Here is a 21,941-nt window from a genome sequence, read left to right as displayed (position 1 = left end):
GGGTTTTTTTAGGCTCCGCGCCGCTGCAGCAGCCACTGCCACCAGCGCTTGCCGTAACCGGCAATGCCCTGCGGGAACAGCAAGACCAGCAACAGAATCACCGCGCCCAGGGTGGCACGCCAGTAGTCGGTGTTACGCGCCACGGCATCGTGCAGCCAGGTAAAGCTGAAGGCGCCCAGAATCGGGCCCACCAAGGTCTGCACACCCCCGAGCAGCACCATGACCAGGCCATCGACCGACTTGGCCACCGACATGGTCTCCGGCGAGATGCTGCCCTTGGAGAACGCGAACAAGGCACCCGCCAGTCCGGCCACCGACGCGGCCAGCACAAAGCCCATCCACTGCACTTTGGCTACCGCAATGCCGATGGCCTCGGCGCGCAGCGGCGCATCGCGGCTGGCGCGCAGCGCATAGCCCAGCGGGGCATACAGCACCCGCCACAGCGCCAGCACGCCGGCGGTGGCCAGCAGCAGGGTCAGCAGGTAGAACCAGCGCTTGTCCTCCAGCCAGGCAGCGGGCCAGACACCGGTCAGGCCATTGCTGCCGCCGGTGACCGAATCCCACTGGAAGGTGGTGGCCCAGATGATCTGCGCAAAGGCCAGGGTCAGCATCGAGAAATACACACCCGTCAGCCGCACCGCAAACCAGCCCGTGAGTACGCCGCCCAAGGCGGCCAGCAGTGGTGCCAGCAACAGCGCCCACAGCATCGGCAGGCCGGCCGCGTTCAGCAGCAGCGCCGCGCCATAGGCGCCCAGGCCAAAGAAGGCCGCATGGCCAAAGGAATGCAGGCCAGCGGGCCCCATCAGAAAATGCAGGCTGGTGGCAAACAGCGCGGCAATGACCAGGTCCACCACCAGCACCAGGGTGTAGGACTGCGCATCCACCGCCCAGGGCAGTGCCAGCAGGGCCAGCAGCACGGCGGCGCCCACGGCCTTCAAAGCGGGCGGCGGCGCACGCAGCGGCTGCTCGCGCAGGCCTTGGCTGCGGCTGGCGGCCTGCGGTTGGCCCAGCAGGCCCCAGGGGCGCAGCACCAGCACCACGGCCATCACCAGAAAATCAGCAACCAGGGTGAGCTGCGGAAACGCGATATCGATGCCGGCGATCTGCACCACGCCGAGCCAGATGCACAGCGCCTTGACGGTGGACACCAGCAGGGCCGCGACAAAGGCACCGGTGAGCGAGCCCATGCCGCCGACGACCACGACGACAAAGGCCGAGCCGATGGTCTGCAGATCGAGCTCCAGGGTCGCCGGCTCGCGCGGCAGTTGCAGCGCGCCGCCCAGCCCGGCCAAGCCGGCGCCAAGCGCAAATACGGCCGTGAACAGCCAGGCCTGGCGCACGCCCAGCGCGCCGACCATTTCGCGGTCCTGCGTGGCGGCGCGCACCAGCATGCCAAAGCGGCTGCGGTGCAGCAGCAGCCAGGTGGCGCCCAGTACCAGCGGGCCGACCGCGATCAGGAACAGGTCATAGCTCGGAAAGGCGCGGCCCAGAATATCGACCGCACCGCCCAGCCCCGGCGCGCGCGGACCCAGCAGCTCATCGGGCCCGCACAGCCAGAGCACCGCATCCTTGATCACCAGCACCAGCGCAAAGGTGGCGAGCAGCTGGAACAGCTCGGGCGCCTTGTAGATGCGGCGCAGCAGCAGCACCTCGACCAGGCCGCCCAGCAGCCCGACGGCGATGGCCGACAGCGGCAGCGACAGCCAGAAACCCCAGCCGCCCCCGAGAGGCGCCATGGCCTCGGCCAGCGCATAGGCCGCATACAGGCCCACCATGTAGAAGGAGCCATGCGCAAAGTTGACGATGCGGCAAACCCCAAAAATCAGCGACAGCCCGGCGGCCACCAGGAACAGCGACGAGGCGCCGGCCAGGCCATTGAGCAGTTGTACCAGCAGACCGGAAAAACTCATGCGGCATCCTGCGCTTGTGGCCATGCCTGGCCGCCATGCCGCTCCCGCCAAACGGGCAGCGCTGCCCGCAGGCTGGCGGCGCGTCCGGGGGCCAGACAGCGTTCCATCACCTTATTGCGGGCGCATCTTGCGCACTTCGTCGTCGCTGGGCAGGTAGTCCTTGCCGTCGCGGTAGACATAGTCCACCAGCTCGCCCTTGCCACCCACATTCTTGAGCTTGCCCACATAGGCGCCCATGGTGGACTGGTGGTCCTGCGCGCGCCAGGTGATCGGGCCAAAGGGCGACACGACCTGCAGGCCTTCAAAGGCCTTGATCAGCGCCTCGGTATCGGTGCTGCCGGCCTTCCTGATGCCCTCGGCCAGCGACTTGATGCCGGCATAGCCGACGACCGAGCCCTGGCGCGGGTAGTCCTTGTACTTCGCCTGGTAGGCGTCAAAAAAGGCCTTGTGCTCGGGGGTCTTCAGGCTGTGCACCGGGTAGCCGGTGACGATCCAGCCATTGGGCGTTTCGGCCTTCAGGGTATCGAGGTACTCGGGCTCGCCGCTCAGCACGCTGACGACATCCCGCCCCTTGAACAGGCCGCGCGTATTGCCTTCGCGCACAAACTTGGTCAGGTCGGTGGCAAACAGCACGTTGAAGATTGCATCGGGCTTGGCATCGGCCAGCGCCTGCACAACGCTGCCGGCATCGACCTTGCCCAGCACCGTGGCCTGCTCGGTGACGAACTCCACATCCGGCTGCGCTGCCTTCATCTTGGCCTTGAACGTGGCGACCGAGGACTGGCCGTATTCGTAGTTGGGGTAGACCAGGGCCCAGCGCTTTTTCTTGAGCTTGAGCGCCTCTTCAACCAGCATCGACACCTGCATGTAGGTGGAAGGGCGCAGGCGGAAGGTGTAGGCATTGCCATTGCTCCAGACCATCTTGTCCGTCAGCGGCTCGGTGGCCAGGTAGAAGAACTTGCGCTGCTTGGCAAAGTCGGTCAGCGCCATGCCGGTGTTCGACAGAAAACCGCCGGCCAGCACATCGACCTTTTCACGCGCAATCAGCTCCTCGGCCACACGCACCGTATCGCCCGGGTTGGCGTTGTCGTCGCGGGTGATCAGCGCGAGCTTCTTGCCATTCACGCCGCCCGCGCGGTTGACCTCGTCCACCGCCAGCTCCATACCCCGCTTGTAGGGCTCCAGAAACGCGGGCTGGTTCTTGTAGCTGTTGATCTCACCGATCTTGATCACACCGGCCGCCTGGGCAGCCGAGGCCCCCAGACCAGCGAGCACCAAGGCGCTGGCAGTGCGCGACAACAGGGGGGTGCGGGCAGAAATACGCATGCAAAAGTCTCCAGGTGAGACCGGCCTCGCAGTGGAGGCAGGCGCTGATATTCAGGCCGCTATTGTGACGGCTTCCGCGCGCTGCCCGCAGCCGGGGCGGCAAAGGGCTGTCTGCACATGGATGCCAACGCAGTTTTGACCGCATGGTGTGACAGGTTTTGCGGCAGGCTGGGCTGCGTATGCCGCGATGTATTAATTGCTATTCGATCACATGTATTCGTATTTCATCTAATACTAATCTTATTAAGAATTAGCCATCATCGAGTCCTCTCCTCCAGACTTTGGACCCGTGGGCATATGGCATTGATTCAGACCTTCATCGCGTTGCTTGGTGATAGCGCAGTTCTCCGCAGCCAGCAGGACCTGGCCGGCCATGTGACCGACTGGCGCGGGCGCTACCAGGGCCAGGCCCAGTGCGTGCTGTTCCCGTCGACGACGGCGCAGGTCGCAGAGGTGGTCAAGCTCTGCCATGCCGCGCAGGTGCCGGTGGTGGCCCAGGGCGGCAATACCAGCCTCTGCGAAGGCGCGATTCCGCGCGCGGACTTGCCCGAGACCGTGGTCATCAACCTGGGCCGCATGCGCCAGGTGCGTGCGGTCGATCCGGCCAACAACTCCATGGTGGTCGATGCGGGCTGCGTGCTGCAGACCGTGCAGGAGACCGCCCGCAGCCATGGCCGGCTCTACCCGGTGAGCCTGGGCGCCGAAGGCTCCTGCCAGATCGGCGGCAACATTGCGACCAATGCCGGCGGCACGGGCGTGCTGCGCTATGGCAATACCCGCGAGAACGTGCTGGGCCTCGAAGTGGTGCTGCCCGATGGCCGCATCTGGGAAGGGCTCTACGGCCTGCGCAAGAACAACACCGGTTTCGATCTCAAGCATTTGTTCATCGGCTCCGAAGGCAGCTTGGGCATCATCACCGGCGCCACGCTGAAGCTGTACCCGCTGCCCACGGCGCGGGCGATGGCCTGGCTGGCAGTGGAGTCGCCCCAGGCAGCCATAGCCATGCTGGCCCGCTTCCAGAGCCGCTGCAGCGCCTCGCTGTCGGCCTTTGAGATGCTCAACGATGTGCAGCTGAACATTGTGCTGAACCATGTGGCCGACCGCCGCGCGCCGCTGAGCCCCAGCTACCCCTGGCATGTGCTGGTGGAGCTGACCGACACCTGCGACGAGGCCTTGCTGGCCGCCGCGCTGGAAGAGACCCTGTCGGCCGCCGCTGAAGAGGGCATGCTGCTGGATGCGGCCATCGCCACCAACGGCAAGCAGCAGGCCGACTGGTGGGAGGTGCGCCACAGCGTTTCCGAAGGCAACAAGAAGGCCGGTATCGGCATCAACACCGACCCGGCCGTGCCGCTGTCGGCCATCCCGGCCTTCATCAGCCAGGCCACGGCTGCCGCGCACCGCATTGTGCCGGGCGCGCCCATCATCATCGTCGCCCACCTGGGCGACGGCAATGTGCACTTCATCCCGCAGATGCAGTTTGCGCAGTGGCAGGCGCTCACGCCCGCCGAGCAGGACCAGCTCTCGCATCGCGTCAAGCAGGCCGTCAACGAAGTGGCCTGCGCGCTGGCAGGCACCTTCAGCGCCGAGCATGGCATCGGCCAGGTGCTGACCGACGAGATGGCGCTTTTCAAGCCCGCCGTCGAGTTGGACTTGATGCATGCCATCAAGCGCGCCATCGATCCGCAGCAGCGCTTCAACCCCGGGCGCCTGCTGCCGCCCGCTCCCTGACCCCCTCCCTCCCTTGACTTCTCCTGCCTCTTCCTTCGAAAGGACACTTTATGACTGAGATCACTACCTCCCGTCGCACCGCACTGAAGGCGGCTGTGGCTGGCGCAGGCCTGATTGCTGCACCTGCCGTACTGCGCTATGCCCGTGCCACGTCCAAGCGTATCGTGGTGCGTGATGACGGCGGTATCTACACCAAGGCCTATGGCGCGGTGTACTACAAGCCATTCACGCAGAAGACCGGCATCGAAGTGGTGGGGGTGCAGGCAACGGCCGAGCCCGTGGCGCAGATCCGCAGCATGGTCGAGACCAAGAACTACACCTGGGACATGGCCAAGATCAGCCAGCCCGCGATCCTGCTGCTGACCGAAGGCGGCAAGGTGCTGCTGGAAAAGCATGGCCTGGAGAACGATCCCTTCGTCAAGACCATCCCGGCCCAGTACATGTCGCCCTACGGCGTGGGCACCAATGTCTACAGCACCGTGTTGGCCTACCGTGAAGAGGCCTTCAAGGGCCGCGCCGCGCCCAAGTCCTGGGCCGATTTCTGGAACGTCAAGGACTTCCCCGGCCGCCGTGGCATCCGCAAGCACCCGTTCGACACGCTGGAGCAGGCCGCGATGGCCTCGGGCGTGCCGGCCGCGCAGCTGTACCCGCTGGACCTGGACCGCGCCTTCAAGGCCCTCGATGCGATCAAGCCCAAGATCGACGTCTGGTGGAACTCCGGTGCCCAGGTCGAGCAGATGCTCAAGTCCGGCGAAGTGGACATGATCGCAACCTGGGTGTCGCGCCCGCAGTCGGCCAATGCCGATGGCGCCAAGATCGGCATCGTCTGGAACCAGAACATCTGGGGCGTGGACAGCTGGTCGATCCTGGCGGGCACGCCCAATGCAGACGCCTGCCGCGAGTTCATCAAGTTCGCGTCCGAGCCCCAGCGCATGGGCTCGCTCAGCCAGTACTTTGCCGCCGGCGTGACCCAGCCCGAGGCCTTCAAGTACATCAAGCCCGAGCTGGCCAAGGACTCGCCCACCTATCCCGACAACATCAAGAACGGCGTGCAGATCGATGCCAAGTACTGGGTGGCCAACCAGGCTGCGGTGATCGAGAAGTTCAACGGCTGGGTGCTGAAGTAAGCACTGCCCGCCACTGATGACGAACCCTGCGGAGCGGCGGCACAACACGCCGGCCTCCGCACAGGCACCCCCAGGTTCATTCGTTGCACCGCGGTGCAATGGAGTCCATTGAAATGAAGAACATAAAACTGTCGATTGCGGGTCTGACCAAGCGCTACGGCTCCTTTGTCGCGCTGCACCCCACCAACCTGGAAGTGCCTGAGGGCGAGTTCCTGACCCTGCTGGGCCCTTCGGGCTCGGGCAAGACCACCTTGCTGAGCATGATCGCCGGCCTGTCCGTGCCCGATGGCGGCCAGCTGCTGATCAACGGCAAGGACGTGACCTATGGCGCGCCCTATGAGCGCGACATCGGCATGGTGTTCCAGAACTATGCGCTGTTCCCGCACATGACGATTGCCGAGAACATCGCCTTTCCGCTGAAGATGCGCAAGCTCGACCGTGCCACCGCGATGAAGCGCGCACTGGAGGCGCTGGAGCTGGTGCACCTGCCCCATGTGGCGCAGCGTTTTCCGAAGGAACTCTCGGGCGGGCAGCAGCACCGCATTGCGCTGGCGCGCTGCCTGGTCTACAAGCCGTCCATCGTGCTGATGGACGAGCCCCTGGGCGCGCTGGACAAGAAGCTGCGCGAGCACATGCAGCTGGAGATCAAGCGCATCCACCGCGAGGCCGGCACCACCATCGTCTATGTGACCCACGACCAGGAAGAGGCGATGACCATGTCGGACCGCATCTGCCTGATGAACGGCGGCCGCATCGAGCAGCTGGGCTCGCCGGCGGACCTCTACTTCCGCCCGCGCACACCGTTTGTGGCCGATTTTCTGGGTGAGAGCAATCTGTTCAAGGGCACCGTGGTGTCCAGCCAGGGTGGCCAGGCCCGCGTGGCTTTGAACGGCACCAACACCGAACTGCTGGCATCGGCCGACCAGCCGCTGACCACCGGCGCCAAGGTCTGCGTGATGGTGCGCCCGCAAAACATGGCGGCCGCTGCAGCCGCCCAGGGCGCCAGCGAACGCTTCAGCGGCCAGCTGCTCGACACGATGATCACCGGCAGCCTCACCAAGCTCTACCTGAAGGCGCCTGCCCTCAGCAGCGAGCCGGTGGTGCTGTCCTTCCCGACCTCCATCGCCAAGCATGACCATGCGCTGGGCAGCACCGTGGACTTTGGCTGGTCCAGCAGCGATGCCGTCGCCGTTCCGGAGCCCGCATGAACAGCGCCGCCACCCCCCGCGCGGCCTGGGTAAGGCCGCTGATGATGGCCGCACCGCTGGTCATGCTGTTTCTGGTGCTGCTGGTCTACCCGGTCGGCCAGTTGCTGCTGCTGAGCATCTACAGCGATGGCAGCTTCAAGTGGAACAACTACAGCCAGCTGTTCAGCTCCTCGGTCTACCTGGACACGATGTGGATCACGTTGAAGATCTCGCTAGTCACGGCGCTGCTGTCCATCATCGGCGGCTACCCGATTGCCTATCTGGTCTCGTCCTTGCAAAAGGACAAGAAGAGCCGCTGGGTGTTCTGGATTCTGCTGTCCTTCTGGACCAGCTTTCTGGTGCGCGCCTTTGCCTGGATCGTGGTGCTGGGCCGCAATGGCCTGGCCAACCAGCTGCTGCTGGCGCTGGGCCTGCAGGATGCGCCCTCCAACATGCTCTACAGCTTTGGCGCCGTGCTGGTGGGCATGGTCCATGCGCTGATGCCGCTGGCCGTGCTGACCATGCTGTCGGTGATGGAGAACATCGACCGCAACCTGCCGCGCGCGGCGCTCACCCTGGGTGCGCGCCCGGGCACCGCGTTCTGGCGCGTGTACTTTCCGCTGTCCATGCCCGGTGTGGCAGCGGGCGCCATCATGGTCTTTGTCACCGCCGTGGGCTTCTTCATCGTGCCCCAGCTGCTGGGTGGCCGCAAGGAAACCATGATCACCCAGCTCATCATCGAGCAGGTGATGCAGGTGATGAACTGGGGCTTTGCCGGCGCCATCTCGGTGCTGCTGCTGATCGTGGTGCTGATCGTGTTTGCGGTCTATGACAAGGTGCTGGGCCTGTCGACGATGACGGGCGCGCAGTCCGACAAGAGCAACCACAGCAGCGGCTTCATGCGCCAGCTGTCCGAGACGGTGCTGGGCCTGCTGGGCAGCATCAGCGACCGCCTGATTGCGCTGGTGCCCCGCTCGCGCAAACGCGATCTGCAGCAAGGCGATTCGTTCGTGCTGCGCGCCAGCGTGGTGGCGCTGCTGGTGTTCCTGAGCGTGCCTGCGCTGCTGATGATCCCGATCTCGTTTGCCGACAAATCGGGCCTGAACTGGCCGCCCCAGGGCTTCACCCTGCAGCACTACCAGGACATGCTGGCCTCGCCGCTGTGGATCAACGCCACGGTGCGCAGCTTTGTCGTGGGCTTTTTTGCCGCGCTGGCGGCGATGGCCGTGGGCACGCCGGTGGCCTTTTTGCTGGTGCGCAGCCAGATGCGCGGCAAGGCCTTGCTGCTGGCCTTTGTGCTGTCGCCGCTGATCATCCCCCGCATGATCATTGCCGTGGGCATGTTCTATTTCTTCTCCAAGGTGGGCCTGGTGGGCACCTCGCTGGGTCTGGTGCTGGGGCATACCGTCATCGCCATCCCCTATGTGGTGATGACCATGATGGCCGTGCTGCGCAACTACGACACGCGCCTGGACATGGCCGCCCAGAGCCTGGGCGCCCGCCCCTGGCAGACCTTGCGCTATGTGACCTTCCCGATCATTGCCGCCGGCCTGACCTCGTCCTTCCTGTTTGCCTTTGCCACCTCGTTTGACGAGCTGACCATCTCGCTGTTTGCCTCCGGTGGCCTGAGCTCCACCCTGCCCAAGCAGTTCTGGGATGAAGTGACCCTGCAGATCTCGCCGGTGATCGCCGCCGTCTCGACCTGCCTGTTCGCCTTCATCGGCATTTTGATCACCTGTGCGGACTGGCTGCGTCGCCGCTCCGCCGCTTCTTTGAATTGATGAACCATGACTACACGTATCACCTCTGAGCAACTCCGCGGCATCTTCCCTGCACTGGCCACGCCGGTGACCGCCGACGGCCAGATCGACATCCAGGCCGTGCGCGCGCTGCTGGACCACCTGCAAGGCAGCGGCATCAGCGGCACCGTGCCGCTGGGCGGCACCGGCGAATACGGCGCGCTGTCGCGCACCGAACGGGCCCGCATGGTGGCCACCGTGCGCGAGCACCAATCCGCTGACCTGCCGGTGCTGGCTGGCGTGCTCGACCCCGGCTACCACGACGCCATCGCCTCGGGCCAGGCGCTGGCCGATGCCGGCGCAGACGCGCTGATGGTGCTGACGCCCTACTACACCACGCCGTCGCAGCAGGGCATTCGCGACTACTTCCTGCGCTATGCGGATGCCTCGCCGCTGCCGGTGGTGATCTACGAGATCCCTTACCGCACCCGCATCTCCATCGCTCCCGAAGTGCTGCATGAGCTCTCGCGCCACGAGAACATCATCGGCATGAAGGCCTGCAACACCGACATGTACCACTTCCTCAAGGTGGTCAAGGGCGTGGATGCCAGCTTTGCCGTGCTGAGCGGTGAGGACACCATCTTCCCCGCGCAGATGCTCTGCGGCGCCCAGGGCGGCATCATCGTGACGGCCAACCTGCTGCCCAAGACGTGGACACGCATGTACGCGCTGCTGACCAGTGGCCAGACCGCAGAGGCACTGGCCCTGCACCAGGAGCTGATCGGCCTGTTGGACCTGGCCTTTGCCGAGACCAACCCGGGCCCGATGAAGTCGGTCTGGGACCTGGTGGGCGTGCAGGCGCCGCACCTGCTGGCCCCGCTGGTCGATTGCAACCCCGAGCTGTCCGCCCGTCTGCGCCAGGTGCTGACGGCCCAGCTGCAGGCTGAGCACGCGCTGGCCTGAGCGAGCACCCGCCATGCTGCCTGCCATCAAAGACTACCGGGAGCTGGCGCGCCGGCGCCTGTCCCGCTTCGCCTTTGACTACCTCGAAGGCGGCGCGGAAGACGGCCGCAGCATGGCGCGCAACCTCGCCTCCTGGGGCGATGTCACCTTCTTGCCGCGCACGATGGTCGATGTCAGCCAGGTGGATACCAGCATCACCCTGTTTGGCCGCCAACAGGCGATGCCGGCCTTTGTCGGGCCCACCGGTCTGAACGGCCTGTACTGGCCCCAGGCCGAGCAGGTGCTGGCCCGCGCCGCGCATGCAGCTGGCCTGCCCTTTGTGATGTCGACGGCCTCCACATCCTTGCTGGAAGATGTGCGCGCCGCCAGCCCGGGCGATCTGTGGCTGCAGCTCTATGTGCAAAAGGACCGCCGCATCGCGCAGAGCATGATGGCCCGCGCGCAGGCAGCGGGCTTCAGCGCACTGATGCTGACGGTGGACACCATGGTGCATGGCAAGCGCGACCACGATGTGCGCAACGGCTTTCGCATGCCCGTGCCCTGGACGCCCCGGCTGCTGGCCGACCTGCTCAGCCACCCGCGCTGGTGCCTGCGCATGCTGCGCCAGGGCGGCTCGCCGCAGCTGGTCAACCTGGCACGCAGCGCCGGGGTCGAGAGCAATATCCAGAAGCAGGCCGCCGCGATGAGCCGCGAGATGGACATGGGCCTGCGCTGGGAAGACCTGGCCTGGGTGCGCCGCCACTGGAAGGGGCCCGTCATCGTCAAGGGCCTGCTCAGCGCCGATGATGCCCGGCGCGCGCTGCAGGCCGGCGCCGACGGCATCGTGGTCAGCAACCACGGCGGGCGGCAGCTGGAGTGCGCACCCGCACCGATGGCGCAATTGCCGCAGATTGCCGACGCGGTTCATGGCAAGATGCATATCTTTGTCGACGGCGGGGTGCGCCGCGGCAGCGACATCGCCAAAGCCCGGGCGCTGGGGGCCGATGCCGTCCTGCTGGGGCGTGCGCCGCTCTACGGACTGGCCGCACGCGGCCCCCAGGGCGTGGCCGAGGTTCTGGAGATACTGCGCACCGAGTTCGAGACGACCCTCAGACTGCTGGGCGCGCCGCAGGCCACAAGCCTGAACGCGACCTTCATGCAAGACCATTAGACAGTGACCCGAGACAGCCGCTTTTTACGATGCCTAAAAACACCCACAGCATTTCCGAGCCCGTAGCAAGCGTTGAACCCTCCGCCCGTGAATCCTCATTGTTCGTGGGCTCCCTGGCCAAGGCCTTTCAGGTGCTGGAAGCCTTTCGCGACACCCACCGCGAGATGTCGCTGGCCGAGATTGCCCGGGCCGCCCAGCTCGACCGCAGCGCCACCCAGCGCATTGTTTTCACATTGGAGAACCTGCGCTACATCCGCCGCCTGCCCGGCTCCAACCAGTACACACTCGCGCCCGAGGTGCTGCGCCTGTCGTACAACTACCTGCGCTCGCAACGCATCGTCGAGCGGGCCTATCCCTACCTGATCGAGATGACCCACACCCTGGGCGAGACCTCGAACCTGCAGGAGATGGATGGCAACGAGGTGGTCTTCATCGCCAAGGTGCCGGGCCGCTACATCTACAACTCGGACTTTGCCGTGGGCTCGCGCCTGCCTGCGGCCTATACCGCATCGGGCCGCGCGATGATGGCCAAGCTGCCGGTGGACGAGCGCCTGCGCCTGATCGGATCGACGCCGCTGGTCAAGATCACCGCCCAGACCATGACCGACCCCGAAGAGCTGCTGCGCCGCATCGAAGACGCCGAGCGCGACGGCTATGCGATCGTGCAGAACCAGACCGTGGTGGGCGATATCTCGGTGGCTGCCGCCATCACCGGCCGGGGCGGCGTGCCCATTGGCGCGATCACCATCTCGGCCCCCTCCACGCGCTGGGGCACGGCCAAGGCCGAGGCCGAGCTGCTGCCCCATGTGCTGCTGGCGGCGACCTCGATTTCCAACATCCTGGATAACTTCTAGGGATGCTCTGCAAAACCCTCGCCAAGCGGGATGGACGCGGATCGGGATGAGACGCAAGGCGTCTTTTGCAGTCAATAGCCGTAGCTATTGGCAAGGAAGACAACGCAGCGGATCGCCCGAGCCCGCGTTCAGAACACGGCAGGGAGTTTTGCAGAGGGTCCCTAGGCCGTGGGTCTCATTGCGATAGACCGAAAATAGGCACTGGTTCACCGAAAAACCCCGTTCACAACGCGCCGATATGTCCATATGACGTTTAAGTTGTATGAATAGTGAACAATAGCGTTTATAGATATACACAAGACTAACTGAGTACTGCACTGCTATGAGCGCCTTTCTCGAAGAACGTGTCCTGTCTGTTCACCACTGGACCGATCGTTTGTTCTCCTTCACGACCACCCGTGATCCCGCGCTGCGTTTCTCCAGCGGCCACTTCACGATGATCGGCCTGAAGGTCGACGGCAAGAACCTGCTGCGCGCCTATTCCATCGCCAGCCCCAACTACGAAGAGCACCTGGAGTTCCTGTCGATCAAGGTCGATGACGGCCCGCTCACCAGCAAGCTCCAGCACATCCAGGTGGGTGACACCATCATCGTCGGCAAGAAGCCTACGGGTACCTTGCTGGTCGACTACCTGCTGCCTGGCAAGAACCTGTACCTGATCGGCACCGGCACCGGCCTGGCGCCGTGGCTGTCGGTGGCGCGCGACCCCGAGACCTATGACCACTTTGAAAAGGTCGTCGTCGTGCACGGCGTGCGCCAGGTCCAGGAACTGGCCTACCAGAAGCTGCTGGAAGAAGAGCTGCCCAACCATGAGTTCCTCGGCGAAATCGTCAAGGACAAGCTGGTGTACTACCCCACGGTGACGCGCGAGCCTTTCCGCAACCAGGGCCGTATCTCCAACCAGATCACCGCCGGCACCTTCCCGCAGAACATCGGCCTGCCCGAACTGAACCCGGACACCGACCGCGTGATGCTCTGCGGCAGCCCCGCGATGCTCGCCGAGCTCAAGGAACTGCTGGAGGCCAGGGGCTTCAAGGAAGGCAATACCTCGACGCCAGGCGACTTTGTGGTGGAACGCGCCTTCGTCGAGAAGTAAGCAGCGCCCCGCCCGCCCAATGAAAAACGACCCTCGGGTCGTTTTTTGTTGCCTGCAGCACGCGTGGCTTAGATCAGCTGCTCGGTGTAGAAATTGCCACCGTGGTAGAGCAGCGGCGGCACGCCCGCCACATGCTGGCAATGCGCCACCTCGCCGACGAGGATCACATGGTCGCCCGCATCATGGTGGGGGCCGTTGCGGCACTCAAAACTGGCAATGGCGCCGGCCAGCAGCGGCACGCCGGTGACGCCCATCTCAAACTCCACGCCCGCCCAGCGGTCAATGCCCTTGCGGCTGAACTGCAAGGCCAACTCCTTATGGTGCGCGCCCATCACATTGATCGCGTAGTGGCTGACGGTCTCGAACACCGGCATCGAGCTGGCCGTCTTCATCAGGCTCCACAGCACCAGCGGCGGCGTGAGCGATGCGGAATTGAAGGAGCTGATCGTCAACCCGACCTTGTTGCCGTCGGGCGCCAGCGCCGTCACCACGGCCACCCCGGTGGCGAACTGGCCCAGCGCATTGCGAAACTCACGTTCGGAAAACGAGGCAGAAGCGGGTGATTGCAGGTGTTCAGGAGGCAGGGAGCGGTTCACGGGGCAGGCAGACGGCAGGGGCAGATGCCATGCCGTCAAAAGCATGGATAAGGGCCATTATCGGCCAGCAGACGAGGCCCCTGCGGGCGTAGGTGCTTGAAAACAAGGCAGACGGGCCGCATCTGCGAGGGAAACACTCGGCGAGAAGCACACCTATGTCCCTGATTCCCAATTTTGCGATGCTTGGCAGCGGCCCGACGGTGCTGATGCTCCACGATGCCGACACCGACCATCTGGGCTTTGCCCCACAGGTGGAGTTGCTCGCCAGCCAGGGCTACCGCGCCATCGCCTGGGACATGCCCGGCTACCACGCCAACCCACCGCCCTATGGCGGCTACAGCCTGAAGGCGCTGGCTGCCACGGCGGACGGCCTGCTCGAAGCGCTGAAGATTGGCCGCGCCCATATCGTCGGCCATGGCATGGGCGCCATGGTGGCCGCCGAGCTGGCTTTGCGCCACCCCACCCGCGTGCGCAGCCTGACCCTGGTGGCCGGCGGCCCGGCACTGGAGGCCGACAGCCAGCAGCACTGGGTGCAGACGCGCCAGCAACTGCTGGCCCAGTGCCAGCAGCAGGCCAGCACCGAGCCGGTGCAGATGCAGCGTTTTGCCGAGCTGCTGGTGCAGCTGCAATCGGGCCAGCAGGCCTTGCCCGAAGGCCTGCAGCTGGCGCGCCATGCGATCACCCAGATCCAGCCGCTGGCCTATGGCCGCATGCTGGAGATGCTGGCCGGCCCCAGCACCCTGGCCGAACGCCTGCCCCACCTCAGCCAGCGCTGCCTGCTGGTGAGCGGCGGCCAGGATGTGTGCATGCCGCCCCAGCGCATGCAGGCGCTGGCAGACCTGCTGCCCCAGGCCCGGCACGAGAGCCTGGAAGGCGTTGGCCACTGGCCCCAGCTGGAGAGCCCGGATGCCTTCGAAGGCCTGCTGCTCGATTTTTTGGCGACCCAGCGTGCGACGGTTCACTAGGAAAAACCCGTAAGCCGGCCGCCTGCGATGGCCGTTTGCCTCTGCAGGTGGTTGACTCGCCATGCTGGCAATGCAGCCTGCTTGGCGCCACTGGGGCAAAAAACTGGCATGCTATGGGGTTTGGCGTGCAGCCCGTCACTTTGTCCTGGAGCCTCTCCAGGCTGGCGGACGGCCACCATGACCGGCAGCGGCTCCCCCACAGAACGCTGCTGTCCCTGTTGCCAACTGAAGGATTAGTCCCGTGTCCCCCTCTTCCCTGAGCTTTGCCGTCACCCCATCGAGCCAGCCACGCAGCGTCCAAGAGCGCGCCAAGATTCTCGACAACCCGGGTTTTGGTCTGCACTTCACCGACCACATGGTCTCGGTGCACTGGGACAAAGAGGGTGGCTGGCGCGATGCGGCCGTGACCCCCTACGGCCCGATTGCGCTGGACCCCGCTGCCGCCGTGCTGCACTACGGCCAGGAAATCTTTGAAGGCATCAAGGCCTACCGCCATGCGGACGGCTCGGTCTGGACCTTCCGCCCCCAAGCCAATGCCGAGCGCCTGCAGCGCTCCGCCCGCCGCCTGGCCCTGCCCGAGCTGCCGGTCGACATCTTTGTGGAATCGCTCAAGCAGATCATCGCCGTGGACAAGGACTGGGTGCCCAGCGGCAACGAAGCCAGCCTGTACCTGCGCCCGTTCATGATCGGTGACGAAGTCTTCCTGGGCGTGCGCAGCGCCCACAAGGCCACCTACTACGTGATCGCCTGCCCCGCAGGCCCCTACTTTGCCAAGGGCGTGGCGCCCGTGGCGATCTGGCTGTCCACCGACTTTGCCCGCGCGGCCAAGGGCGGCACCGGCGCTGCCAAGTGCGGCGGCAACTATGCCGCCTCGCTGCTGCCCCAGCAGCAAGCCCAGGACAACGGCTGCTCGCAGGTGCTGTTCCTCGACCCTGCCGAGGGCAAGTACCTCGAGGAGCTGGGCGGCATGAACGTGTTCCTGGTCTATGGCAAGCAAAACAAGCTGGTCACGCCTGCGCTGTCGGGCAGCATCCTGGAAGGCATCACCCGCGACTCGCTGCTGCAACTGGCACGCGACCGTGGCATGGTGGTCGAAGAGCGCAAGATCGCCGTTGACGAGTGGAAGCAAGGCGTGGCCTCCGGTGAGATCACCGAAGTGTTTGCCTGCGGCACCGCAGCCGTCATCACCCCCATCGGCCAGCTCAAGGGCGAAGGCTTCTCGGTGGGCGACCTGTCGGCACCGGCTGGCGAAGTCACGATGGCGCTGCGCAAGGAGCTGACCGACATCCAGTACGGCCGCGCTCCGGACCGCCACGGCTGGCTGGTGCGTCTGGACGCCTGATCCGTTCTCCCGATAAACGCCAAAAGGGCCGCACCGTGTGCGGCCCTTTTTCATAGAGCGGTAAGCCCGTCAGGCTGCGACAGCAGCCCGGCTCCTGGCTTCGCTTTCAAAGCCGTAGAAACCAAACTGCATGTCCGGCATGCGGCCGCTCACCAGCTCGGCCATGGCCTTGCCGCTGCCGGCACCATGGGTCCAGCCCAGGGTGCCATGACCGGCATTGATCCAGAGCTTGCCGATCTTGGTGCGGCCAATGAACGGGATATTCGTGGGGGTGGCAGGACGCAGGCCGGTCCAGAACTGCGGATTGCCGCCCTGCTCGGGCAGTCGGGTATCGCAGACGCCGGGCATCAGCTCCTCGATGCGGCGCGCCAGCATGTGGCAGCGGGCCTTGGCCAGCGGGCTGTCCAGCGAGCTGTCAAAACCGTTGAGCTCGATGGTGCCGGCCACGCGCAGCTGGTTGCCCAGCCGGCTCATTGCCAGCTTGTTGCCGTCGTCGATGCAGCTGACAAAGGGCGCAGCCTCGGGCTTGAGGATCGGCAAGGTGGCGCTGTAGCCCTTGCCGGGGTAGATGGCGACATTCAGGCCCACGGTACGCAGCAGCGGCGCGGTGTAGCTGCCGCAGGCGACGATGACGGCATCGCCCTGCAAGGTGCGTGGGCGGCTGTCTGCACCCGCTGCGGTGGCGCGCACGGTGACGGAATCGATCGCGCCGCCCGCCACATTCAGCCGCTCGACCCGGTGGTTGTAGAGAAACTGCACACCGCCCTGGGCACAGAGCTGGGCGAGCCTTTGCGTGAACACGCGGGCGTCGCCGCTTTCATCGCTCTCGGTAAAGGTGCCACCCTTGATATGCGCGGCATAGGGCTTGAAGGCGGGCTCGATCTTCAGAAACTCTTCGGTGCTGACCATGCGGCGGTTCACACCGTACTGGCGCATCAGATCGACGGCCATCTGTGCATCCTGCACCGCTTCGTCGCTGGTGAAGAAGTGGGCAATGCCGCGCTCGAGCCGGTTGAACTCGATGCCGGTCTGCGCCACCACGGCCTTCAACGCGCTGTGGCTGTAGGCACCGAGCGCGACGATCTGCTGCACATTGCGGGCAAAGGAGCGGTCATTGCACTCAGCCAGAAACTGGGTGAGCCAGCGCCATTGCTGCGGATCGGCATGGGGGCGCAGCAGCAGCGGTGCCTCCTTGTCGAACATCCACTTGAGCGCCTTGAGCGGGGCATGCTTGTTCGCCCAGGGCTCGCAGTAGCTCACCGAGATCTGCGCGGCATTGGCAAAGCTGGTCTCCAGCGCCGCGTCCGGTTGGCGGTCCACGACGGTGACGTCGTGGCCGAGTTGCAGCAAATGCCAGGCAGTGCTGGTGCCGATGATGCCGGCGCCGAGGATGATGACTTTCATGGCTCTCAGTGTCTGGCATCTTGGCTGTAACATAAAGTGCAATTAAACTTCTTCAGGATTCATCAGTTCTACTAATACTGGAGCCCCATGAGCAACCTGGACCCGGTCGCGCTGGAATGCCTGGCCGCCGTGATTGAAGAAGGCGGTTTCGAGAAGGCCGCTGTGCGACTGAATGTGACGCAATCGGCGGTCTCGCAGCGGCTGCGCGCGCTGGAGGCACAGATCGGCTCGGTGCTGGTGGTGCGCAGCCGTCCGCTGCGCCCGACCGCTGCGGGCCAGTTGCTGCTCAAGCACACCCAGCAGCTGCGGCTGCTGCGCACCGACCTGGAGCAGGAACTGCACAGCCTGCTGCCCCACGCCATGGGCCGCAGCGCGCATGACGAGGCCATCTCGATCGCCATCAATGCCGACAGCATTGCCACCTGGGCGCTGGATGCGCTGCAGGACATCGCGCTGCAGCAGCTGCCGCTGGAGATCATCACCGACGACCAGGACCACACGTTGGAGCTGCTGCGCACCGGGGAGGTGCTGGGCTGTGTCACGACAATGCCCAGAGCCTTGCGCGGCTGCCGCGTGACGGCGCTGGGCGCGATGCATTACATCGCCGTGGCCTCGCCCGCCTTCGCCGAGCAGCATGTGCCGCAGGGCATCAACCGCAGCAACTTCAAGCACCTGCCGTTTCTCAGCTACAACCGCAAAGACGACATGCAGCGCGTGTTTGTTGCCCGCGCGATGGGGCTCAAGACCGTTGGCCTGCACCAGCTCTACGTCCCCAACTCCGAAGCCCAGGTGCGCGCCGTGGCCGCTGGCTGGGGCGTGGGCGTGGTGCCCGAATTGCTCGCCCGTCCCTACCTGGCCGATGGCCGCCTGGTCAATGTGGCCGAGGCCCAGGTGCTGCGCGTTGATCTGTTCTGGCACTGCTGGAACCTGCAGTCGGCCTTGCTCAGCGCGCTGAGCGACGCGATGGTGCACAGCGCCAAGGGCAGCCTGGCGCCGCCCACGGCCGCAGCCCGCGCCACCGTCAAGGCATAAAAAAACTGCCTGCACCCCAAAGGGTGCAAGCAGTTTCCGGATGTACCCCTGTGTTCATTGCACCGGTGGTTCCATCCCTCCCTCATCAGTAAACACGGTCAATGGCGAAGTATCCACGCCCAGTATTGCTACACGGTGAATAGCGCATGACAGCGCCGTCATCTGGCGGCCGGCTTATCGCACCAGCAGTACCGGCAGCTTGCTCTCTGCCAGTACCTGGGTGGCCACCGAGCCCAGCACCAGCTTGGCTAGCGCGCCATGGCCCCGGGTGCCCATGATCAGCAGGTCATAGCCGCCGTTATCGGCCGTCTCCGCAATGGTCTGCGAAATGGGGCCCACAGCGCTCTCTGCCACGGCCTTCACCTGGTGGGCAGCCAGGAACTCCTGCACGGGCACCAGCACCTTTTGCGCTTCTTCCGAGTGGTAATCGTCCACCAGCGCCTTGCCCAGGGCCTTGGCGGCCCGGGGCGGCAGCAGCGGCTGCACCGTGAGTGCCGTGTAATGGTGGTTGGAGGTCAGCCACTCTGCGTGCGCTGCCAGGTAATCCAGCATTTTTTGGGTGTAAGGGCTGCCGTCAACGGCCAACAAAATACGCATGCCTTAACTCCTTCAACAAGGGGTGAGGGACCCAACACCGGTGCCACGACCAACGCTGGACTGTGAGCTGGCAAAACCCGCATACCGGCACCGGCAACGCGCTTTACAGGCTTAAATCATGTGTATCAGCTTATAGATTCATCGTCAAACGCACATTGATGTGCATCAGGCTTGGCGAAAAATTTAAGTGGAAACCCTTGGTTTTGATCGAAGATGCTAAGCACGCACCGGAGAAGAAAAGTCGACCGTAAACGTTTTGCTGCTGAAATGCGCCCAAATAACTGTTTTAGGGACGCGGTATGCAAAATGGAGATCAATACGCGGGATATATGCGCCCGCTCAAGGCATGGCGGCGGCGCAGAGGCTAGTCAGCGCCAAGCACAAACCTTACCGTACCGATGTTGTGGAGCCGCGCGAGAAGTCGTGGCGCGCCGAGCAGGCCCTGAGAACCTGCCGCCTTACACCCGCACCAGGCAATGCGGGTTGAAGGTCTCCTGCTCGCCCTTGCGCGCATAGCCCAGCGGATTGGCCACGACCCGGCATTGCCAGGGGCGGCCATCGCTGTGCTGGCCTTTGGCCAGATAGTCGCTGGGCGCATGCAGGTGGCCGTGGATCCAGAGGTCGGCATAGGGCAGCAGGTCATCCAGCACATTGCAAAAGCCAGCGGTGCCCGGGGTCAGCCCATAGCGCGGATCGGCGCTGCGCAGGCTGGGGGCGAAGTGGGTGATGACGACGGTCTTGCCGTCAAAGGGCTCGGCCAGTGCGGCGCGCAGCCATTGCTGGCAGCGCAGCGCTTCGTCGCGCATCTCGGCGGCCAGAAAGGGCTGGCCGTTGCGCACTGTCTGGGCCTTGGTCAGGTAGAAGTTGGCGGCCTTGAAGGCCTTCTCGCGCTGCTTCATCAGCGCGCCCAGCTCGGTCACGCCGTTGTGCAGCGCAATCGCGTCGTAGTCGGACCAGAGTGTGGTGCCGATGAAGCGCACGCCATCGATCACCAGGGTTTCGCAGTCCAGCATCGTGATGCCCAGCTTGTTGCAGCTGGCGCGCAAGCGTTGCCGGGCCATGTCGAAATCCTGGTTGTCGAACTCATGGTTGCCGGGCACCAGAATCACCGGCTCGGGCCAATGGCCTCCCGCCTGCTGCGGGCTGAATTGGCCCAGGCCAAAATCTGCATCGTCCAGCATCGATCCGCTCTGGTAGGAGCCAATGTCGCCGGCCAGGATCAGCAGCTCGGCGCCGGGCGCGGGCTGGGCGCGGAAATGGGGATGGGTCTCCAGGTGCAGGTCGGACAGGATTTGCAGGTGCATGGTCGCCTAGCCTACCATGGGCTTTGGCGGCTTGCAGCCCGCTACATCGGTAATTCCAGGTCAGGAAAAGCCGCCCGCGCCGAGCGCTCCAGCGCATGCAGCATCCATTCCAGCGCCGAGGGTGGAATATGCCCGCTGCGGCTGCGCCAGAGCGCATCCACATGCACGGCTTCCACGCGCAGCGGCAGCGGTTGGAAGGCCAGCAGATCGGCAATGCCGGTGGCGGGCACAAAGTGGCGCGGCAGCACGGTCAGCAGATCGGTGCGCGCCACGACGCGGGCGGCAGTGAAGTACTGGTTCACCGTCAGCACCACGCGGCGCTTGCGGCCGATCGATGCCAGCGCCTCGTCCAGAAAGCCAAAGGGCTGGCCGGAAAAACTCACCAGCATATGGCGCGCATCGCAGTAGCGCTCCAAAGTCAGCAAGCCCTCACTCAACGGATGGTCCTTGCGCATCACGCAGAGGTATTCGCCGTCATACAGGCGCCGGCTCTCGAAATCCACCAGATCCCCCGATTGGGCGCGGGCCGTCATCTCGGCCAGCACGAAGGGGAAATAGCCCACGGCCAGGTCAGCGGTCTCGGCTTCCAGCTCCTCACGCGGATCACGTGTAGTGAGTGGTTGCACATGGACGGAGACGCCTGGCGCCTCGGTCTCCAGAATATGCATGAGGCTGGGCAGCAAGGTGGCGGCCGTGGCATCGGCCATCGCCACGACAAAGGCCTGGGTGGCGTGGGCCGGGTCAAAGCGCTCGGGAGCAAAGCTGGCCTGCAGCCGCGCCAGCGATTCACGCACCACCGGCCACAGCGCATTGGCCAGCGGCGTGGGCTCCACGCCCTGGCCGCTGCGCACCAGCAGTTCGTCATTCAAGGCTTCGCGCAGGCGCCGCATCGCATTGCTGACTGCGGGTTGGGTGATGGACAGCTTGTCGGCGGCCCGGGTCAGGCTGCGCTCATTCATCACCTCGTCGAATACACGCAACAGGTTCAGATCGAGATGCCGAAATTGATGGGGCAGCATTTTCAATCCTTTGCGGTGCTGAGCGGCCTGCAATACATCACTGGCATGAATGATACAGATTCAAAAGATAAATTTGAGATGGTCTAGGGTAAACCCTATACTTCGTGCATCGCTTCCAAGAAGCATTAATACCAAAGACATCCATCATGACCAACAGTTTTGTACACACTGACATGGCTACCGAGCACACGGGCGTTCTGCGTGTGGAACGTGCTGCTGAACATCTCAAGACCACCTTCGGCACCAAGGGCATCGGCGCTTCCTTGATGCTGGCAGCCCTTGTTGCTGCAGTGCTGGTCGTGGCTACCCGCCTGGTGGACTCCGTCGCTGGCGGCAGCCACTGGATCGCTGGCTGGGCCCTGCTGTGGGCCGTCGCCTTTGTCGCCATCGCCCTGCTGGCTGCCCCTGCCCGCAACCTGAGCAGCAGCCTGCGCGCCGCACGCCGCAGCTGGGACGAAGGCCACCGCCGCGCCATGGAAGACGACAAGACCTGGCAAGTGGCCCTGCAAGACAGCCGCGTGATGGCTGATCTGAACCGCGCCATGAGCGACGCAGCGGTTTCGTTCTACCACAAGAACTACTGATCAACGCCGGGGTTCCTC

At 64.7% G+C, this 21,941-nt stretch carries 19 protein-coding genes; 12 read left to right on the top strand and 7 right to left on the bottom strand.

The window, feature by feature from the left end; all coding sequences use genetic code 11:
• Positions 1–8: 8 nt before the first annotated feature.
• Both MJ205_RS20735 and MJ205_RS20730 read right to left on the bottom strand, forming a co-directional pair.
• Positions 9–1,910: an ABC transporter permease gene (locus MJ205_RS20735; protein ID WP_239810179.1), complete on the bottom strand. Its 1,902-nt coding sequence runs from the start codon at positions 1,908–1,910 to the stop codon at positions 9–11.
• 111 nt (positions 1,911–2,021) lie between these two features.
• Positions 2,022–3,236 carry an ABC transporter substrate-binding protein gene (locus tag MJ205_RS20730; protein ID WP_239810178.1) on the bottom strand — a complete coding sequence of 405 codons (1,215 nt, stop codon included), beginning with the start codon at positions 3,234–3,236 and terminating at the stop codon, positions 2,022–2,024.
• 297 nt (positions 3,237–3,533) lie between these two features.
• Between MJ205_RS20730 and MJ205_RS20725 the strand changes: the two genes are divergently transcribed.
• The 8 genes from MJ205_RS20725 (at position 3,534) to MJ205_RS20690 (ending at position 13,080) form a co-directional block, all read left to right on the top strand.
• On the top strand, positions 3,534–4,964 hold the full coding sequence (locus MJ205_RS20725; protein ID WP_239810177.1) for an FAD-binding oxidoreductase: 1,431 nt from the start codon (positions 3,534–3,536) through the stop codon (positions 4,962–4,964).
• A 50-nt stretch (positions 4,965–5,014) separates the two neighbouring features.
• Positions 5,015–6,091, top strand: a complete 1,077-nt coding sequence (locus tag MJ205_RS20720; RefSeq protein ID WP_239810176.1) for an ABC transporter substrate-binding protein — start codon at positions 5,015–5,017, stop codon at positions 6,089–6,091.
• Between the two features lie 113 nt (positions 6,092–6,204).
• A complete protein-coding gene (locus tag MJ205_RS20715) occupies positions 6,205–7,299 on the top strand; it encodes an ABC transporter ATP-binding protein (protein WP_239810175.1) in 1,095 nt (364 codons plus the stop codon).
• The gene (locus MJ205_RS20710; RefSeq protein ID WP_239810174.1) at positions 7,296–9,059 is read left to right on the top strand and encodes an ABC transporter permease subunit; all 1,764 of its coding nucleotides are present in this window, start codon (positions 7,296–7,298) and stop codon (positions 9,057–9,059) included. The genes MJ205_RS20715 and MJ205_RS20710 overlap by 4 nt, the downstream gene beginning before the upstream one ends.
• Before the next feature lie 6 nt (positions 9,060–9,065).
• Positions 9,066–9,980, top strand: coding sequence for a 4-hydroxy-tetrahydrodipicolinate synthase (gene dapA / locus MJ205_RS20705; RefSeq protein ID WP_239810173.1), 915 nt, complete (start codon positions 9,066–9,068; stop codon positions 9,978–9,980).
• Between the two features lie 13 nt (positions 9,981–9,993).
• Entirely contained in the window at positions 9,994–11,130 is a 1,137-nt protein-coding gene (locus MJ205_RS20700; RefSeq protein WP_239810172.1) for an alpha-hydroxy acid oxidase, read from the top strand.
• 29 nt (positions 11,131–11,159) lie between these two features.
• Positions 11,160–11,984, top strand: coding sequence for an IclR family transcriptional regulator (locus tag MJ205_RS20695; RefSeq protein ID WP_239810171.1), 825 nt, complete (start codon positions 11,160–11,162; stop codon positions 11,982–11,984).
• A 322-nt stretch (positions 11,985–12,306) separates the two neighbouring features.
• Complete coding sequence (locus tag MJ205_RS20690; protein WP_239810170.1) at positions 12,307–13,080, top strand: ferredoxin--NADP reductase; 774 nt, start codon at positions 12,307–12,309, stop codon at positions 13,078–13,080.
• Between the two features lie 68 nt (positions 13,081–13,148).
• On the opposite strand, the gene MJ205_RS20685 is transcribed toward MJ205_RS20690, so the two are convergent.
• Entirely contained in the window at positions 13,149–13,676 is a 528-nt protein-coding gene (locus tag MJ205_RS20685) for a flavin reductase family protein (protein WP_239810169.1), read from the bottom strand.
• A gap of 155 nt (positions 13,677–13,831) precedes the next feature.
• Here MJ205_RS20685 and MJ205_RS20680 point away from each other — a divergent pair, with 155 nt between their 5' ends.
• Both MJ205_RS20680 and MJ205_RS20675 read left to right on the top strand, forming a co-directional pair.
• Positions 13,832–14,641: an alpha/beta fold hydrolase gene (locus tag MJ205_RS20680; RefSeq protein ID WP_239810168.1), complete on the top strand. Its 810-nt coding sequence runs from the start codon at positions 13,832–13,834 to the stop codon at positions 14,639–14,641.
• Between the two features lie 241 nt (positions 14,642–14,882).
• Positions 14,883–15,983 carry a branched-chain amino acid aminotransferase gene (locus tag MJ205_RS20675; RefSeq protein ID WP_239810167.1) on the top strand — a complete coding sequence of 367 codons (1,101 nt, stop codon included), beginning with the start codon at positions 14,883–14,885 and terminating at the stop codon, positions 15,981–15,983.
• A 69-nt stretch (positions 15,984–16,052) separates the two neighbouring features.
• On the opposite strand, the gene MJ205_RS20670 is transcribed toward MJ205_RS20675, so the two are convergent.
• Positions 16,053–17,420 carry a D-amino acid dehydrogenase gene (locus tag MJ205_RS20670; protein ID WP_256460945.1) on the bottom strand — a complete coding sequence of 456 codons (1,368 nt, stop codon included), beginning with the start codon at positions 17,418–17,420 and terminating at the stop codon, positions 16,053–16,055.
• Positions 17,421–17,474: 54 nt separating this feature from the next.
• Between MJ205_RS20670 and MJ205_RS20665 the strand changes: the two genes are divergently transcribed.
• The gene (locus tag MJ205_RS20665; protein WP_230773667.1) at positions 17,475–18,419 is read left to right on the top strand and encodes a LysR family transcriptional regulator ArgP; all 945 of its coding nucleotides are present in this window, start codon (positions 17,475–17,477) and stop codon (positions 18,417–18,419) included.
• A 174-nt stretch (positions 18,420–18,593) separates the two neighbouring features.
• Here MJ205_RS20665 and MJ205_RS20660 read toward each other — a convergent pair whose 3' ends face one another.
• The 3 genes from MJ205_RS20660 to MJ205_RS20650 form a co-directional block, all read right to left on the bottom strand.
• A complete protein-coding gene (locus MJ205_RS20660) occupies positions 18,594–19,016 on the bottom strand; it encodes a universal stress protein (protein ID WP_239810165.1) in 423 nt (140 codons plus the stop codon).
• A gap of 458 nt (positions 19,017–19,474) precedes the next feature.
• Positions 19,475–20,320 (bottom strand): metallophosphoesterase, encoded by an 846-nt coding sequence (locus MJ205_RS20655; RefSeq protein ID WP_239810164.1) that lies wholly within the window; start codon positions 20,318–20,320, stop codon positions 19,475–19,477.
• Positions 20,321–20,361: 41 nt separating this feature from the next.
• Positions 20,362–21,339, bottom strand: a complete 978-nt coding sequence (locus MJ205_RS20650) for a LysR family transcriptional regulator (protein WP_239810163.1) — start codon at positions 21,337–21,339, stop codon at positions 20,362–20,364.
• 173 nt (positions 21,340–21,512) lie between these two features.
• Between MJ205_RS20650 and MJ205_RS20645 the strand changes: the two genes are divergently transcribed.
• Positions 21,513–21,923 (top strand): hypothetical protein, encoded by a 411-nt coding sequence (locus MJ205_RS20645; protein ID WP_239810162.1) that lies wholly within the window; start codon positions 21,513–21,515, stop codon positions 21,921–21,923.
• The last annotated feature ends 18 nt before the right edge of the window (positions 21,924–21,941 follow it).

Origin of the sequence: Comamonas sp. B21-038 (assembly GCF_022387135.1) — a bacterium.
GTDB classification, from domain to species: domain Bacteria; phylum Pseudomonadota; class Gammaproteobacteria; order Burkholderiales; family Burkholderiaceae_C; genus Comamonas; species Comamonas sediminis.
This window is presented reverse-complemented; position numbering and strand designations above follow the sequence as displayed.

What these genes read in the sequence shown, in the direction of transcription:
- MJ205_RS20690 (WP_239810170.1), top strand. Translation starts at nt 12,307, where the DNA reads ATGAGCGCCTTTCTCGAAGAACGTGTCCTGTCTGTTCACCACTGGACC.
- MJ205_RS20660 (WP_239810165.1), bottom strand. Translation starts at nt 19,016, where the DNA reads ATGCGTATTTTGTTGGCCGTTGACGGCAGCCCTTACACCCAAAAAATG.
- MJ205_RS20695 (WP_239810171.1), top strand. Translation starts at nt 11,160, where the DNA reads ATGCCTAAAAACACCCACAGCATTTCCGAGCCCGTAGCAAGCGTTGAA.
- MJ205_RS20700 (WP_239810172.1), top strand. Translation starts at nt 9,994, where the DNA reads ATGCTGCCTGCCATCAAAGACTACCGGGAGCTGGCGCGCCGGCGCCTG.
- MJ205_RS20670 (WP_256460945.1), bottom strand. Translation starts at nt 17,420, where the DNA reads ATGTTACAGCCAAGATGCCAGACACTGAGAGCCATGAAAGTCATCATC.
- MJ205_RS20680 (WP_239810168.1), top strand. Translation starts at nt 13,832, where the DNA reads ATGTCCCTGATTCCCAATTTTGCGATGCTTGGCAGCGGCCCGACGGTG.
- MJ205_RS20715 (WP_239810175.1), top strand. Translation starts at nt 6,205, where the DNA reads ATGAAGAACATAAAACTGTCGATTGCGGGTCTGACCAAGCGCTACGGC.
- dapA (WP_239810173.1), top strand. Translation starts at nt 9,066, where the DNA reads ATGACTACACGTATCACCTCTGAGCAACTCCGCGGCATCTTCCCTGCA.
- MJ205_RS20655 (WP_239810164.1), bottom strand. Translation starts at nt 20,320, where the DNA reads ATGCACCTGCAAATCCTGTCCGACCTGCACCTGGAGACCCATCCCCAT.
- MJ205_RS20665 (WP_230773667.1), top strand. Translation starts at nt 17,475, where the DNA reads ATGAGCAACCTGGACCCGGTCGCGCTGGAATGCCTGGCCGCCGTGATT.
- MJ205_RS20650 (WP_239810163.1), bottom strand. Translation starts at nt 21,339, where the DNA reads ATGCTGCCCCATCAATTTCGGCATCTCGATCTGAACCTGTTGCGTGTA.
- MJ205_RS20710 (WP_239810174.1), top strand. Translation starts at nt 7,296, where the DNA reads ATGAACAGCGCCGCCACCCCCCGCGCGGCCTGGGTAAGGCCGCTGATG.
- MJ205_RS20645 (WP_239810162.1), top strand. Translation starts at nt 21,513, where the DNA reads ATGGCTACCGAGCACACGGGCGTTCTGCGTGTGGAACGTGCTGCTGAA.
- MJ205_RS20720 (WP_239810176.1), top strand. Translation starts at nt 5,015, where the DNA reads ATGACTGAGATCACTACCTCCCGTCGCACCGCACTGAAGGCGGCTGTG.
- MJ205_RS20725 (WP_239810177.1), top strand. Translation starts at nt 3,534, where the DNA reads ATGGCATTGATTCAGACCTTCATCGCGTTGCTTGGTGATAGCGCAGTT.
- MJ205_RS20735 (WP_239810179.1), bottom strand. Translation starts at nt 1,910, where the DNA reads ATGAGTTTTTCCGGTCTGCTGGTACAACTGCTCAATGGCCTGGCCGGC.
- MJ205_RS20730 (WP_239810178.1), bottom strand. Translation starts at nt 3,236, where the DNA reads ATGCGTATTTCTGCCCGCACCCCCCTGTTGTCGCGCACTGCCAGCGCC.